Genomic DNA, 13,912 nt, shown 5'->3' with positions numbered 1-13,912 from the left:
GCATCCATGATGCGTATTGCGCGTATTTACTTCAGCACGGCGTCCTTGACGCTGAGTTTTTTCGGGATCAGCTTGAGCTCGAAGAAGGCGTCAGCGATGCGTTGCTGCTCTTCCAGCACCTTGGCGTCGATCGGCCGGAAGATGTGTTCGTAGCGCTTCAGGCTGACTTCGATGACGTCGGTGTCCAGGCCCTGGATAGGCGCGAGCTGGGCCGCGGCTTCCTTGGTGTTCGCGCGGATCCATTGGCCTTCCTTGGTGATTTCTTCCAGCAGCACCTTGAGGACGGCGGCATTCTTTTCCGCGAACGGACGCGCGCTCAGGAAGAACTGGTGATGGCTGACTGCGCCCACACCGGTTGCCAGGCGACGCGCGCCGATCTGTTTTTCAGCCGCGGCCTGGAACGGATCCCAGATGGCCCACGCGTCGATGGCGCCTTTTTCAAACGCGGCGCGGGCATCGGCCGGCGCGAGGTAGACCGGCTGGATGTCGCTGTAGTTGAGGCCGGCTTTCTTGAGCAGGGCCACGACCAGCCAATGCACGTCGGAGCCTTTGTTGAAGGCGATTTTCTTGCCCTTCAGTTCGGCCACGCTCTTGATCGGCGAATCCTTTTGCACCAGCAGGCCTTCGGCGTTCGGCGTCGGGATTTCATAGGCGGTGTAGACAAAGTCGGCGCCTGCCGCCTGGGCAAATACCGGCGGCGCTTCGCCGACATAGCCGAAGTCGACCGAGCCGACGTTCAGCGCTTCCAGCAATTGCGGACCGGCAGTGAATTCCGCCCATTTGACTTCCACGCCTTGCGCTTGCAGACGTTTTTCCAGCGCGCCGTGCGCCTTGAGCAGCACCAGCGTGCTGGCGGCTTTTTGATAGCCGATGCGCAGCACTTGCTTGGACTGGGCCGCGGCGAAGTTGCTCACGCCAAGGCCTGCAGCGGCGATGGTCAGTGTGGTCAGCGCGGACAGCAGGCCGAGGGTACGGCGTCTGGCGGAACGTTGTTGTGCACTCATCTGGTTTTCCCGTAACTGTTATTTTGTGTAATTTGGCGTAACAAGGCCCCTCCGCTCCTGCCGCGGATAGCGGGTCTTGCACGAGTGATCAATGAAGCGGGAGGACGCGGCCCGCGCTTAAACGCTACATCGGATCTGCGAAAACGGTATATCGGTGAATACGCCCGGCGCGGTCTTGTGCAAGGCCAGCAGGCTGCTCGACAACTGGTCGACGCCTTCCTGCACGCGCGCCACGATGGGCGCATCGAGCACCAGGCCGTCCTGCTCGGACCAGATCACCTGCGCCTCGGTGGCGTAAATACTCGGCAGCACATGTTTGGGATTCAGCGACGACAGCACAGGACGCAGCGCGTAATCGAGCGCCAGCATGTGCGACTGACTGCCGCCGGTAGCCAGGGGCAACACCAGCTTGTCGGTCAGGCCGAACTGCGGCAACAGGTCGAGGAAAGCCTTGAGCGCGCCGCTATAGGCCGCCTTGTAAACCGGTGTCGCCACAACCACGGCCGAAGCCTCTTCGACACGCGCCAGTGCGGCCTTGATCTCGGGATCGTTGAAGTCGGCGCGGATCAAGGCCTGACCCGGCAGATCGCGCACGTCCAGTTTGGAATAGCGGTGCCCGAGCGCGGCCAGCTTTTCGCCGACGTGGTGCAGCAAGCGGGTGGAACGGGACGGAGCGGAAGGACTGCCGGCCAACAAGAGAATCGTCATGGTCAACTCAAAGGGTGAATCTGGTACCTGGTGATGATTCCGGAAGCCCTGCTGCGGGCTTCCGGAGTGTGATGCCGATGTGCCGCAATTACTTCTTGTTCGGCACGTACAACTGGTCGAAGCTGCCGCCGTCGGAGAAGTGATCCTTCTGGGCCTTCTGCCAGCCGCCGAAGGTATTGTCGACCGTGATCAGGTTGACCTTCGGATATTGCGAGGCGTACTTCGCAGCGATCTTCGGGTTGATCGGACGGTAGTAGTTCTTGGCGATGATTTCCTGGCCTTCGTCGGAATACAAATGCTTCAGGTATTCTTCAGCGACCTTGCGGGTGCCGCGTCGGTCAACGACTTTGTCGACCACAGCAACAGGCGGTTCAGCCAGGATGGAAATCGATGGGGTGATGACGTCGAACTTGTCCGGGCCCCATTCTTTGAGCGAGATCAGCGCTTCGTTTTCCCATGCCAGCAAAACGTCGCCCAGACCGCGCTCAACAAAGCTGATGGTGGCGCCGCGTGCGCCGGAATCCAGCACCGGCACGTTCTTGAACAGCTTGGAGATGTAGTCGCGCGCAGCGGCGTCATTGCCGCCCTTTTTCAGCGCGTAGGCCCATGCCGCCAGGTAGTTCCAGCGTGCACCGCCGGAGGTCTTCGGATTCGGCGTGATCACCGAGACGCCAGGTTTGATCAGGTCGTCCCAGTCCTTGATCTTCTTGGGGTTGCCCTTGCGCACCAGGAACACGATGGTCGAGGTGTACGGCGAGCTGTTGTGCTCGAGGCGCTTTTGCCAGTCGGGCGGCAGCAGCTTGGCCTTTTCGGAGATTTCGTCGATGTCATACGCCAGCGCCAGCGTCACGACGTCAGCGTCGATGCCGTCGATGACGGAGCGTCCCTGCTTCCCGGAACCGCCATGGGATGCTTTGATGGTCACGTTGTCGCCGGTCTTGGCTTTCCAATACTTGGCGAAGGCCTTGTTATAGTCGGCGTAGAGTTCGCGAGTCGGGTCGTAGGAGACATTCAGCAAGGAAACATCCGCGGCGTGGGCCAGCGGCACAACCTGCGAGAACAAGGCTGCGACGGCAACCGACTTGATAAGCTTTTTCAACATGATCTGCATCCCTCTTGGTTCAGTTTTGTTCTGGAGAGCACAGGTTAATGAGGCGGCAAGAAAAAACGAACGAATACTTTCTTCTCTCAATATGCGGAAAACAGATAAGCAACAACAAGGCTGCCGAATATAGAGAGGCGCTGTTCATATCAAATTCGCATAAGAGAATCACCTGCAGCAATATAGCCGGGAGGCATGGGCGAACGGGGAATTCCCGGCGAATCGTAATATCGGCCTTTATGACGCAATCACGGAACTGCCCTCTCCTTTGAACCTGTCGTCGCCGTTTCATTTTTGTCCTCGTAAAACTACCATCCCGCCCGGAAAACGCCTCTTCCTGGCGCACCGCCTTCTTCTCCTTTTCACAATGTGGTATAAAGAACCTATTGCAATGCATCAGAAATCGAGATGAAAAAAGAAGCCCACGACGAGACAGGCGCGATATCGATCCAGGTCATTGAACGGATGGTGTCCCTGCTGGACGCGCTGGCGATGTATCCGGATCCGGTCAGCCTGAAGGAATTGTCGGCCGCCACCAAGCTGCATCCCTCCACCGCCCACCGCATCCTCAACGACCTGGTGGTAAAGCGTTTCGTTGATCGCTCGGAGCCCGGCACCTATCGCCTCGGCATGCGTCTGCTTGAACTCGGCAACATCGTCAAGAGCCGCCTGAGCGTGCGCGAAGCGGCGCTCGACTTCATGCGCGCCCTGCATCGCAAGACCCATCAGACCATCAACCTGTCGGTGCGCCAGAGCGATGAAATCGTTTATATCGACCGTTCCTTCTCCGAACGCTCGGGCATGCAGGTGGTACGCGCCATCGGCGGCCGCGCGCCGCTGCACCTGACCTCGACCGGCAAGCTGTTCCTCTCCATTGACGACCCCAAGGCCGTGCGCGCGTACGCCACGCGCACCGGACTGGCCGGCCACAACAAGAATTCGATTACCGATCTGAGCAAGCTGGAGCGCGAACTGAGCATGGTGCGCGCGCTCGGTTATGCACGCGACAACGAAGAGCTGGAGCTGGGTGTGCGCTGCATGGCGGCAGGCATCCGTGACGACTCCGGCAAACTGGTCGCGGGACTGTCGATTTCGGCGCCGGCTGATCGCCTGCAGGAAGATTGGGTGGAAGATCTGGTCACCACGGCGGCGCAGATCTCCTCAGCGCTGGGCTTCGTGAGCCAGCAAAGCCTGCAGGATGGCGCGGCATAGTTTGAACGACTTCTACGTGCCGGGGCAGGAATAAAAAAGGCGAACCGAAGTTCGCCTTTTTTTATTGTCTGGTGACTTTAAAACCCGGATCAGCCTTCGTCCGCACGTGCACGCAGGTTCACGCGGGTCAGGTTTTGCGGGCCTTGCTCGGACAGCCATTTGCGCATGCGTGCAGCATCGCCCACGTGCGACAGCTTACCCTTGGAATCGAGGAACACCATCACTACCGAACGGCCTTCGATCTTGGTCAGCATGACCAGGCAATGGCCTGCTTCATTGATGTAACCGGTCTTTTGCAGGCCGATGTCCCAATCCTTGCTGGCGACCAGGCGGTTGGAGCTGGCGTATTGCAGGGCGTGGCCGCTGGGCTCGACCATGTATTTGGCGTCGGTCGAGTATTGGCGAATGATCGGATAGTTGTAAGCCGCGACCACCAGTTTGGCAAGGTCGCGTGCGCTGGCGACGTTGTTGCTGGAGAGGCCGGTTGAATCAACGTAGTGCGTATCCATCATGCCCAGCGAGCGCGCCTTGGCGTTCATTGCGGCGACGAATGCCGGCAGTCCGCCCGGATAATTGCGACCGAGCGCCGATGCCGCGCGGTTTTCGGAACTCATCAGCGCAATGTGCAGCATGTCGTCGCGCGACAATTGTGCGCCGACACGCAGGCGCGAGCTGCTGTGTTTTTGACGATCGACGTCGTCATCGCTGACGGTCAGGACTTCTTCCATGTTCTGGCGCGCTTCAACCACCACCAGCGAAGTCATCAACTTGGTGACGGACGCGATCGGCAAGGCAACAGAGGAGTTTTTTTCAAACAGGACTTGCGAGCTGGCCTGGTCGATCACCAGCGCGACATTGGAACGCAGCGCCAACGGGTCTTGCGTCAGGTTGAGGCCGGCCATGTCGCCGGCGGTCATGACGGGCGGCACCACCGGGACAGTCGGCATGGCGGCTACGCGCTGATACACCACGCGGCGCTTGCCGTGGACCACGGCGACCTTCTTGACCAGTTTTTCACGGCGATCCAGCGAGGCTTGGGGAGCGCGCCTGGGCGCGGCGACTGGACGACGATTGACGACGTTCTTCTTGATTACAGTCTTTTTAACGACCGTTTTCTTGGAATTAGGTGAAGTTTGCGCTTGCACCGAGGATATGCCGACCAAGACCAGAAGTGCCGTAGCGACGGCAGCTAGCGCAGATTTGAGCATTGGTGAACCTCCCCCTGATTGATACATACAAGAAACTGTTGGCAGTGTAGCAAACCAAGGGAAAATCGCAAGATAATTAGGTAGTTAGCGCAACTTTTTAATCAATTTTCTTGAAAAAGTGCGCTTTTTTAATTTTTGGAAACCCCGCGCGACTTTTTAACGGTCGCGATACCTCTGATTTGCTATAAACAGACCCGCCAGTACAAAAATAAAACCCACAGCATGATACCAGTGTAACGTCTCCCCCAGCCAGGCCATCGCGATAACAGAGGCGAATACCGGGACCAGATGAACGCATTGCGATGCCCTCACGGCGCCGATCCGATCAATGCCGTAGTTGCACACGAGCGTGGCCAGGATACTTGGAAAAACAGCCAGATAAAAAACACCGGTCACACTGGTTTGGCTGAGCGATATAACGAACGTCCGCCCGCCTCCGTTGACGAGCATCAGCAAAGTCAATGCAAACAATCCGAGCACGCCCGTGACCCACAAAAAACAGAAGCTCGGCAAGACACGCGGGCGACGCGGCAACAGCAAGAGATAGACACTCCACATCACCATCGCCACCAGCATCCAGGCATCGCCGCGATTGAGCTGAAAGCTTGCCAGGCCGGTAATCGAGCCATGGCTGATGATGGCGGCAACGCCGCAGAGGGAGACGCTGACGCCTAGCAGCTCCATGCGACCCGGCCGACGCCTGTGTATCAGCACGGAGAGCAACACGGTCCAGACCGGAATCGAGGAATTGAGCAAGGCGGCGTTGGTCGCGCTGGTGAAATGCAGCGCGCCGAAAATCAGCGCGTTGTACAAGCCGGTGCCGAGCAAGGCCAGCAAGCTCAGCAGCGGTAAAGCCGCACGGATGTCCGCACGATAACGTACCACGTCGCGCCACACGAACGGCGCCAGGATCGTCAGGATCAGCACCCAGCGCCAGAACGCCAGCGTCAGCGGCGCGACCTGCTCATTGAGCGCTTTGCCGACCAGCATGTTGCCGGCCCAGAACAGGGCCGCGGTGGCGAGCGCGAGGACGGCGAGGAAATCGGAGGAGCGCAGTGCTTTCATGGCTGAGCGGCGTGCCTGACGCTGACGTAAGGAAAATGCCGCCCAGCATAAGCATCGACTCATATGGGGTCCAATATATTATTAGACGCCCTTTAAGTCGGTTTCCGTATGAGTTGCCTGCTCCCGCCGGTTACTTCTTGATCGCCTCCACCAGCACGGTGTCGATATCGAAGGAATAATCCTCGGCCACGTTGAAATAGGTGCGCACTTCCGCCGGCGCGGCGCGCCACAACGACTTGATGGCGGCAATGTGTTCCGGCGAAGTGCGCATGCGCGCGACCCAGGAGGAGAATTCCAGCGTCAGTTTCCAGCTCTTGGAGAACTCGACCTGCAGGCCGGTCTGCGCAATCAATTTTTTCCATGACGACAGACTGACGTTGCGCACATGCGAAGTGTCGCGCAGCAGCTCGATGCCCTGCACGTAGGTGTCGGCCAGCACATCTGCGGGCGCTGCAGTGTCGATCATCACAAAGCGGCCGCCCTGCTTCAGCACGCGTGCGGCTTCGTGCAAAGCCTGCGGCAGATTGCGCCAGTGGTGTGCGCTGAAACGCGTGCACACGACGTCGAACGAGGCATCGGCAAATGGCAGGCGGTCGGCGCTGCCCTGCTGCACCTCGATGTTTGGCAGCTTGCGTTCGACGGCGGCGGCGCGCACCACTTCCAGCATCTGTGCCGACAAGTCGTAGGCGACTACCTGCGCGGCGAACGGCGCCGTCGCAAAGCTGGCATGACCGCCGCCACAGCCCAGATCCAGTACGCGGGCATGCGGATAGGCAGCGGCATACGCCGCGAGGTCTTGCAGATCCGCCCCCTGCGCATGGACGGCGCTGGTCAGATACGAGGCGGCGGTGGTGCCGAACTGTTCGGAAATCACTTCATTGTGGCTACGCATTCCTGGCTCCTGTGTGATGTGCTACGTGGTTGTTGACTGGCTGGAGACGCAAGTTTAGTTGTTCTGTATCCTGGTACAAGTTCACCATTTATACTATTACCAAAACCAATAGCCTGAACCCTCCGCCATGCCCTCCGACGACACCAGACAGGATAAAACCCTCAAACCCGACATCAAGCGCAAGGCGCTGGGTGAGTTCATCAAATCGCAGCGCGAACAGATCTCGCCGACGCTGGCCGGACTCGGTCATCTGGCGCGCGGCACGCGCCGCCGGACACCGGGACTAAGGCGCGAAGAAGTGGCGCAGCTGTGCGGCATCAGCGTGACGTGGTACACCTGGATAGAACAAGGCCGCACCGATTCGATTTCTCCGCAAGCGCTGGCGCGCATCGCCGACGCGCTGCACCTGCCGCGCGCCAAACGCACCTATCTGTTTGAACTGGCGGAAAAGAAGGATCCGGTACATCAGGACGATCACACCGAAAGCATCGCGCCGGAAATCCTCGAGGTCGTGCGCAGCATCCGGCAGCCGGCCTATGTGCTGGACCGCTACTGGAATGCGCTGGCCTGCAACGCGCCCGCGCGCAAGCTGTTCACGGGCTGGCTCACCGCCGGCAGCGAATACGACAATCTGCTGTTTTTCACGTTCTGCACCACGGCCTCGCAAGAGTTGATCACCGACTGGGAACAGCGCGCACGCCGCCTGGTCGCGGAGTTTCGCGCCGATTGCGGGCAATACCTGGACGATCCGCAGATCAAGACGATGGTGGAAGAATTATCGGCGCGCAGCGCGCTGTTCAAGCGCGCCTGGGGCCTGCAGGATGTGGTCGAACGCGAAGGCGGCAAGCGCCTGTTCCGCCATCCCGTACAAGGCGAGCTGACTTACCAGCAGGTGAATTTCCGCGTGGCGAACCGGCCGGATCTGAAGCTGATCACCCTGATGCCGGTCTGAACGGATTACTTGCGCACCACGAAAGCGACGCCAATCACGGCCACCACCATGCCGATGATGCCGACCACGCTGAAGACTTCGCCGAACATCAGCCAGGCCATCACTGCAGTGGTCGGCGGCGTCAGGTACAGCAGGCTGGTGACGGCCGTGGCCGCACTGCGCCGGATCAGCGCGAACAGCAGGAAGATGGCGCCGATCGACAGCGCCAGGATGGACCACAGCAAGGCGCCGATGAACTGCGGCGTCCATGCGACCGCGTGCAAACTCAGGTCGAAGTCTTCCACGAAAATCGCAAACGGCAGCACCACCAGCAACGAAGCGACGAACTGCACGATGGTGCCGGTGCGCAGGTCGAAGTGCGGGCAGAAACGCTTCTGATACAGCGTGCCGATGGTGATCGTCACCAGCGCCATGACGCACAGGGAAATCGCTTCCCATGACAGGCCGATCAGTGAAATCTTGTTGGCCACGACCAGCCCGACGCCGCACAAACCCAAGCCCAGTCCCAGCCATTGGCGTCCCTTGACGCGCTCGCCGACGAAGGGTGCCGCGAAGGCCGTGAGTACCGGTTGCATGCCGACGATCAACGCGGTCAACCCGGCCGGCATGCCCATCTTGATCGCGCTCCACACGCCCGCGAGATAACCGGCATGCAACAGCACGCCGGCGACGGAGATGTGTGCAACCTGCAGCCCTTGCGGCCATGGCGCGCGCAAGATCAGCACCAGCGGCACGAGGAAGATCAGCACGCCGACGAAGCGCAGGATCAAAAAGGTCAGCGGCGGCGCATACGGCAGGCCAAACTTGGCGACGATGAAGCCGGTGCTCCAGATCAGCACAAAGGACAGCGGAACGAGATTGAGCAACAGGGGATTCCAGGAACGTTTGTCCTGGGCTGCGCCGGCGGCGATGCGAGTCATAGTTATCCAAAACACACTGCGGGAAGTCTGCGCCGGAGTGCGGTGAACGTTTTGGCTCCGGAGCTCAGTTCCAGTCGGCAGCGTATCGACTGGCAAGCGTTATTGTTTGTACGTGGACGGCGACGGTGTCTTCGATGTTTTTTCCGTAACCGCCCGCCATCGTAACCGCGATCGGAATTCTTTGCTGACGGCCCAGTTCGAACACCAGCGTGTCGCGCGCCGCCATGCCGGCCATGCTCAGTTTCATGCGCCCGAGGCGGTCGCCTTCGTGCGGATCGGCGCCGGCCAGGTAGATGATGAGTTGCGGATCGAAGCGTGCCATCAGCTGCGCCAACGCCGCCTCCAGTGCCGCCAGGTAGGCGGCGTCGCCGACGCCGTCGGGCAAGCCGACATCGAGATCGCTGCGTTCTTTCTCGAATGGGTAGTTGTGCTCGCCATGCAGCGATAAGGTAAACACCGAATCGTCCGTCGCCAGAATCGATGCAGTACCGTTGCCCTGATGGACGTCGAGGTCGACGATCGCCACGCGTGCGGCGCGACGTTCAGCCTGCATCAGGCGGGCGGCGACGGCGGCGTCATTGAACACGCAAAAGCCGGCGCCGCGATCGGCATAGGCGTGATGCGTGCCGCCGGCCAGGTTGACCGCCACGCCCTGCTCCATGGCGCTGCGACAGGCGGCGATGGTGGCGCCGGCGGATCGGCGCGAACGCTCGACCATTTCCGGCGACCACGGGAAACCGATGTCCTTTTGCACCTGCTCCGGCAACGCGCCGCGCGAGACCAGATCGACATAGCGCGGATGATGCGCCAAGGCCAGCACGCCATCAGTGGCGGCCTGGGCTTCGTGGAATTCCAGATCCGCCACTGCACGCGCGGCTCCCTCGCGGATGAGGCGATACTTGATCATCGGGAAACGATGTCCGGCCGGCAGCGGCAGGACGAAGTGGTCGCTGTAATAGGCTCTCAACAATAGGCTTTCAAAAACAGACTTTCAATAGGCTTTCGTTAGCCTGATACAGACGTGATACTGGCGAAATACTGGCCAGAAAAAACCGACTCGGAAGTATGTTTGACGCCTGCGGAAAATAGACCACAATCTTTTTCAAAATCGTCGGCAAACCTATTGACATGCCGGTGTTTTCACCTAAAATCCGAATTGTGCACCGCACAAAAGAGTGTCCAACAATAGCGTGCATTTTCCCCTGCCCCATTCCATTCAATCTTGATATCGGACCAAAGGACTACGCAAAATGACGACTCTCACCGAACAATTCTCCGTCGCAACCAAAGCAAACTTCGAAGCGCAAATCGCACTGTTTAGCCAGTTCGCTAACAAGACCTTCGAGGGCGTCGAAAAGCTGGTCGACCTGAACCTGAAAGCCACCAAGTCTTCCCTGGAAGAATCCCGCGAAGCAACACAAAAATTGCTGACGGCGAAAGACGCGCAGGAATTCTTCTCGCTGTCGACCGCGCAAGCCCAGCCTACCGTTGAAAAGAGCCTGGCATACGGCCGCCATCTGGCCGGCATCGTGTCGACCACGCAAGCAGAACTGACCAAGACTGCCGAAGCGCAACTGGCTGAAGTCAATCGCAAGGTGATTTCGCTGATCGACGAGGCTTCCAAGAACGCCCCAGCCGGTTCGGAGAACGCAATTACTTTCGTCAAGACAACCATCGGCAACTTCAATGCCGGCTACGAACAGTTCACCAAGAGCGCCAAGCAAGCAAGCGAAGCGCTGGAAGCAAATGTCTCGAGCGCCGTTGATCAGCTGTCGCAAGCAACCGTAAAAGCAACAGCCCGTGGCAGCAAGAAATAATTTCAACGAATAATTCGAGCTTCAACAACACCCGGGCAGACAATATTCGTTATGATGACTGTTCTGCCCGGTTTGCTTTACAGGTTTGTTGACACAGTTGTAACGCTGCAAGATTTTCTGCAGGTGGTTGCAAGTAGTGCTTGTGCAATACCCGTTATTCAGCAATGAGGCGTATCCCCGTTCTACCCGTAGCGCCTCAGAGCAATCTTTGTCTCCTCGGTATCTGATTTCCTCCTAAGATACCGTTTCTGATGCCTCGGTGAGCCGGGGCATTTTTTTGCCCACGGCATTCACTTCCGCTCAGATCAGCCTGCTTGCTGGTAATCAGCCTTCAACTGGCGCAGGCCTTCTTCCATCTTGCGGAAAGCATCTTCCACTTGCGATGGATCGCCTTTGACACCGAGGTCAATGTGGCGACGGGTCTTGTCGTCGCCCACGTGCGGCAGGCTGAATACTTTCACCAGCGCAAACTCTGCCTCGATGGCTTCCATCAGCGGCGTCAGCGTCGACTCCGGCATCTCGAACACCAGCACCGATTTTTCCGCGCGTGCGACTTGATGGAACAGATGCGCATAGTGCGTATCGAGCACCCATTCGAACATCGGCCACGCCATCACCGGGAAACCCGGGGCGAAATAATGCGCGCCCTCGCCGCTGACGTTCGGCACAAAGAAGCCGGGAATCTTGTTGAACGGATTGGGAATAATCGAGGAACCAACCGGAAACTCACCCATCTTCAGGCGATGCAGGTTTTCCGGTGCGTCGAACACCGGCGTGATGCCGGCTTCGCGTGCGGTATCGGCGATACGCTCCTGGATTTTCACCTTGGCATCGGGATGCAGCGCGAGCCCGACGTCCAGCGCCGCCGCCGCGCACTGGCGCGTGTGATCGTCGGGTGTGGCGCCGATGCCGCCGGTGCAAAACACGATGTCTTCGCTGGCGAAGGTGCGCCTGAGCGTGTTGGTGATGCGTTCGGGATCGTCGCCCACATACTCCACCCAGGCCAGTTGCAGGCCACGTGCGGTGAGCAATTCAAGTACTTTGGGAAAATGTTTGTCGACGCGTTTTCCGGAAAGGATTTCGTCGCCGATGATGATGAGTCCGATAGCCATAAATATCCGTTCGCTTCTGCAGGTGGTAACCCGGAATTATGCCCTGATCCGGATAATCCGGCTGCGCCCGGCTCAGTTGCCGGCGGAAGAAGCGGCAACCGTGTCGGCGTTAGTTGCAGCGCGCAGGCGGCTCAACGCTTCCAGGCAATAATATTGGAACCACAGTCCCGTGAACACGAACACCAGCACGTACAGCCAGATCGCACCGGCCGCGAGGATGGGAAAAAAAATCACCGACAGGGCGCCGCCCAGCCACAGCAGGGTCGGCGCGGCGCCCATGGTGCCGGCGATGGCGCCGACCAGCAGCAGCGGCCAGCGATGCGCATGCAGGATGGCGCGGCGCTCTTCCGGCGTGGCGTAGTCAGCCAGCGTGTCATAAGCCATCACGCGATACGTCAGCCAGCCCCACAGCAGCGGATGGATCACGAACGCCAGCGGCGGGAAAATCGACAGAGGCAAGGTCACGATCCAACCGAACACGAACACCGCAAAGCACCACAGCGAGGTCCACAGGCTGCCCGCCACCGAACCGCCGTGGCGCTGCTCGAGATATGAATAATGACGACCGCCGACGTGGCGTGCGATGGCCGGCACCGCCCACAAGCCGACGAACACCAGCGCCGTCAGGATCATCAGCGGCAGCAAGGCCCACATGGCGATCAGCGGCACGATGACGGTCTTGAGCGCGCCCATGTTGAACCAGCTGAGAATGGAGCCGGCCACGCCAAAGCCGTTGTGGCCGACGAAGTAATCCTGCAGCCAGTCGATCATCGGCTGCAGCCCGAGCCACAGCGCCACACCCCAGAGCACGATGGACATCACGAACGGCAGCACCGTCAGCAGCAGCATGCGGATATGCAGCTGCGACAGCAGCGCGCGTCCGAAGGAGACGGTCATCAGGCGCATCAGCGCGCCGCCTTGCGGGAAAATTCGACGATGCGCTTCAGGCCCAGCCATTGCTGCGCCCAGAAGCCACGACCGTAGTTGCGCCCCTTGCCGGCCGGTGGCGGCAGCTGGTCGCGCACGCCGGTCATGGCGAAGCCGGAACCGACGTGGCGGGTGCGGAACAGCACATCCCAGATCGGGAACAGCACCGCGAAGTTATGACCACCCAGCGAATTCTTGCCGCGGCTCTCATGACCGATGCCGATCGCGTGATGCAGACGATGGAAGCGCGGCGACACCAGCAGCCACTCCCCAATGCGGCCGAAATGGATGCGCACATTGGCATGCTGCAGACTTTGCAACATGCGCGACGCCGACACCAGCAGGATGTATTGACCCGGCTGTACGCCGATAGCCAGCGCCACGATGCCCATCAGGACGTCGCGCACCAGGTCGTCGAGCAGATGGTTGCGGTCGTCGCTCCACAGGTTCATGTTTTCCTGGCTGTGATGCAGGCTGTGCAAGGCCCACAGCCAGCGCACGCCATGTTGTGCGCGGTGATACCAGTAGTCGCAGAAATCCAGCACGATCAGGTAAAGCAGGAAGCTCACCAGCGCCTGATCGGTGACGCCCGGCCAGACGTCGTCGAGGTTGAAGGTGCCCCAGCCTTCCCAGTGCAGGAATTCGCTGAGAGTAGACATGAGCGGGTCAAGCAGGAAAAACACCAGGATCGAGAACGCGCCGAGACGATGCAAGGCGGTATAGATGAAATCGTTCCAGCGCGCGCGCCGGTCGGTGAACGCATGCACGGGAATCCAGGCCTCCAGCGGGCGCAGGATGATGAACAGCACCGCCAGCTCGCACACGCCGACCAGGAACCATTCGGTGCCGGTGAACGCCTCTTCGACGAATTCTCCGAGGCCGAGATTGAACACCATCGGCTGGACGACGGTTTCAAACAACCATCCCTGGACGGTGGCGAACAAATCGGAAAATGCCTGAATCATGTGCATCATGAGGATTGCCTGGGTAAAT

General features: G+C 59.6%; 14 protein-coding genes. 3 read left to right on the top strand and 11 right to left on the bottom strand.

Annotated features, from left to right (window positions below; genetic code table 11):
- Positions 1-26: 26 nt before the first annotated feature.
- The 3 genes from ACIROY_RS13025 to ACIROY_RS13015 form a co-directional block, all read right to left on the bottom strand.
- The gene (locus ACIROY_RS13025; RefSeq protein ID WP_402341896.1) at positions 27-1,004 is read right to left on the bottom strand and encodes a sulfonate ABC transporter substrate-binding protein; all 978 of its coding nucleotides are present in this window, start codon (positions 1,002-1,004) and stop codon (positions 27-29) included.
- A 117-nt stretch (positions 1,005-1,121) separates the two neighbouring features.
- Positions 1,122-1,712, bottom strand: coding sequence for an NADPH-dependent FMN reductase (gene ssuE / locus ACIROY_RS13020; RefSeq protein WP_402272508.1), 591 nt, complete (start codon positions 1,710-1,712; stop codon positions 1,122-1,124).
- A gap of 88 nt (positions 1,713-1,800) precedes the next feature.
- Entirely contained in the window at positions 1,801-2,814 is a 1,014-nt protein-coding gene (locus ACIROY_RS13015; RefSeq protein WP_402272511.1) for a sulfate ABC transporter substrate-binding protein, read from the bottom strand.
- Between the two features lie 408 nt (positions 2,815-3,222).
- Between ACIROY_RS13015 and ACIROY_RS13010 the strand changes: the two genes are divergently transcribed.
- Positions 3,223-4,026: an IclR family transcriptional regulator gene (locus ACIROY_RS13010; protein WP_402272513.1), complete on the top strand. Its 804-nt coding sequence runs from the start codon at positions 3,223-3,225 to the stop codon at positions 4,024-4,026.
- Positions 4,027-4,115: 89 nt separating this feature from the next.
- On the opposite strand, the gene pbpG is transcribed toward ACIROY_RS13010, so the two are convergent.
- The 3 genes from pbpG to ACIROY_RS12995 form a co-directional block, all read right to left on the bottom strand.
- Complete coding sequence (gene pbpG / locus ACIROY_RS13005) at positions 4,116-5,234, bottom strand: D-alanyl-D-alanine endopeptidase (RefSeq protein WP_402272516.1); 1,119 nt, start codon at positions 5,232-5,234, stop codon at positions 4,116-4,118.
- A 156-nt stretch (positions 5,235-5,390) separates the two neighbouring features.
- Positions 5,391-6,299 carry a DMT family transporter gene (locus tag ACIROY_RS13000; RefSeq protein ID WP_402272518.1) on the bottom strand — a complete coding sequence of 303 codons (909 nt, stop codon included), beginning with the start codon at positions 6,297-6,299 and terminating at the stop codon, positions 5,391-5,393.
- Positions 6,300-6,429: 130 nt separating this feature from the next.
- Complete coding sequence (locus ACIROY_RS12995; protein WP_402272521.1) at positions 6,430-7,191, bottom strand: class I SAM-dependent methyltransferase; 762 nt, start codon at positions 7,189-7,191, stop codon at positions 6,430-6,432.
- A 127-nt stretch (positions 7,192-7,318) separates the two neighbouring features.
- On the opposite strand from ACIROY_RS12995, the gene ACIROY_RS12990 reads away from it, so the two are divergent.
- The gene (locus tag ACIROY_RS12990; RefSeq protein ID WP_402272524.1) at positions 7,319-8,143 is read left to right on the top strand and encodes a helix-turn-helix transcriptional regulator; all 825 of its coding nucleotides are present in this window, start codon (positions 7,319-7,321) and stop codon (positions 8,141-8,143) included.
- 5 nt (positions 8,144-8,148) lie between these two features.
- Here ACIROY_RS12990 and ACIROY_RS12985 read toward each other — a convergent pair whose 3' ends face one another.
- Together ACIROY_RS12985 and ACIROY_RS12980 are read right to left on the bottom strand one after the other, a co-directional pair.
- On the bottom strand, positions 8,149-9,063 hold the full coding sequence (locus tag ACIROY_RS12985) for a DMT family transporter (RefSeq protein WP_402272527.1): 915 nt from the start codon (positions 9,061-9,063) through the stop codon (positions 8,149-8,151).
- A 64-nt stretch (positions 9,064-9,127) separates the two neighbouring features.
- A complete protein-coding gene (locus ACIROY_RS12980; protein ID WP_402272529.1) occupies positions 9,128-10,030 on the bottom strand; it encodes a histone deacetylase in 903 nt (300 codons plus the stop codon).
- A 283-nt stretch (positions 10,031-10,313) separates the two neighbouring features.
- On the opposite strand from ACIROY_RS12980, the gene ACIROY_RS12975 reads away from it, so the two are divergent.
- Complete coding sequence (locus tag ACIROY_RS12975; protein ID WP_402341894.1) at positions 10,314-10,880, top strand: phasin family protein; 567 nt, start codon at positions 10,314-10,316, stop codon at positions 10,878-10,880.
- A gap of 305 nt (positions 10,881-11,185) precedes the next feature.
- Here ACIROY_RS12975 and ACIROY_RS12970 read toward each other — a convergent pair whose 3' ends face one another.
- From ACIROY_RS12970 to ACIROY_RS12960, 3 genes are all read right to left on the bottom strand, one after another.
- A complete protein-coding gene (locus ACIROY_RS12970) occupies positions 11,186-11,992 on the bottom strand; it encodes a competence/damage-inducible protein A (RefSeq protein WP_402341892.1) in 807 nt (268 codons plus the stop codon).
- Positions 11,993-12,064: 72 nt separating this feature from the next.
- The gene (locus tag ACIROY_RS12965) at positions 12,065-12,898 is read right to left on the bottom strand and encodes an EI24 domain-containing protein (RefSeq protein WP_402342027.1); all 834 of its coding nucleotides are present in this window, start codon (positions 12,896-12,898) and stop codon (positions 12,065-12,067) included.
- Positions 12,898-13,884, bottom strand: coding sequence for a sterol desaturase family protein (locus ACIROY_RS12960; protein ID WP_402273798.1), 987 nt, complete (start codon positions 13,882-13,884; stop codon positions 12,898-12,900). Before ACIROY_RS12960 ends, ACIROY_RS12965 begins: the two co-directional genes overlap by 1 nt.
- Between the last annotated feature and the right edge of the window lie 28 nt (positions 13,885-13,912).

Source organism: Herbaspirillum sp. NPDC101396 (assembly GCF_044767365.1).
Classification (GTDB): Bacteria; Pseudomonadota; Gammaproteobacteria; order Burkholderiales; family Burkholderiaceae_D; genus Herbaspirillum.
Note: the sequence above shows the minus strand (reverse complement) of the source record. Positions and strands in the feature narration are given on the sequence as shown.

What these genes read in the sequence shown, in the direction of transcription:
- ACIROY_RS13025 (WP_402341896.1), bottom strand. Translation starts at nt 1,004, where the DNA reads ATGAGTGCACAACAACGTTCCGCCAGACGCCGTACCCTCGGCCTGCTG.
- ssuE (WP_402272508.1), bottom strand. Translation starts at nt 1,712, where the DNA reads ATGACGATTCTCTTGTTGGCCGGCAGTCCTTCCGCTCCGTCCCGTTCC.
- ACIROY_RS13015 (WP_402272511.1), bottom strand. Translation starts at nt 2,814, where the DNA reads ATGTTGAAAAAGCTTATCAAGTCGGTTGCCGTCGCAGCCTTGTTCTCG.
- ACIROY_RS13010 (WP_402272513.1), top strand. Translation starts at nt 3,223, where the DNA reads ATGAAAAAAGAAGCCCACGACGAGACAGGCGCGATATCGATCCAGGTC.
- pbpG (WP_402272516.1), bottom strand. Translation starts at nt 5,234, where the DNA reads ATGCTCAAATCTGCGCTAGCTGCCGTCGCTACGGCACTTCTGGTCTTG.
- ACIROY_RS13000 (WP_402272518.1), bottom strand. Translation starts at nt 6,299, where the DNA reads ATGAAAGCACTGCGCTCCTCCGATTTCCTCGCCGTCCTCGCGCTCGCC.
- ACIROY_RS12995 (WP_402272521.1), bottom strand. Translation starts at nt 7,191, where the DNA reads ATGCGTAGCCACAATGAAGTGATTTCCGAACAGTTCGGCACCACCGCC.
- ACIROY_RS12990 (WP_402272524.1), top strand. Translation starts at nt 7,319, where the DNA reads ATGCCCTCCGACGACACCAGACAGGATAAAACCCTCAAACCCGACATC.
- ACIROY_RS12985 (WP_402272527.1), bottom strand. Translation starts at nt 9,063, where the DNA reads ATGACTCGCATCGCCGCCGGCGCAGCCCAGGACAAACGTTCCTGGAAT.
- ACIROY_RS12975 (WP_402341894.1), top strand. Translation starts at nt 10,314, where the DNA reads ATGACGACTCTCACCGAACAATTCTCCGTCGCAACCAAAGCAAACTTC.
- ACIROY_RS12970 (WP_402341892.1), bottom strand. Translation starts at nt 11,992, where the DNA reads ATGGCTATCGGACTCATCATCATCGGCGACGAAATCCTTTCCGGAAAA.
- ACIROY_RS12965 (WP_402342027.1), bottom strand. Translation starts at nt 12,898, where the DNA reads ATGCGCCTGATGACCGTCTCCTTCGGACGCGCGCTGCTGTCGCAGCTG.
- ACIROY_RS12960 (WP_402273798.1), bottom strand. Translation starts at nt 13,884, where the DNA reads ATGATTCAGGCATTTTCCGATTTGTTCGCCACCGTCCAGGGATGGTTG.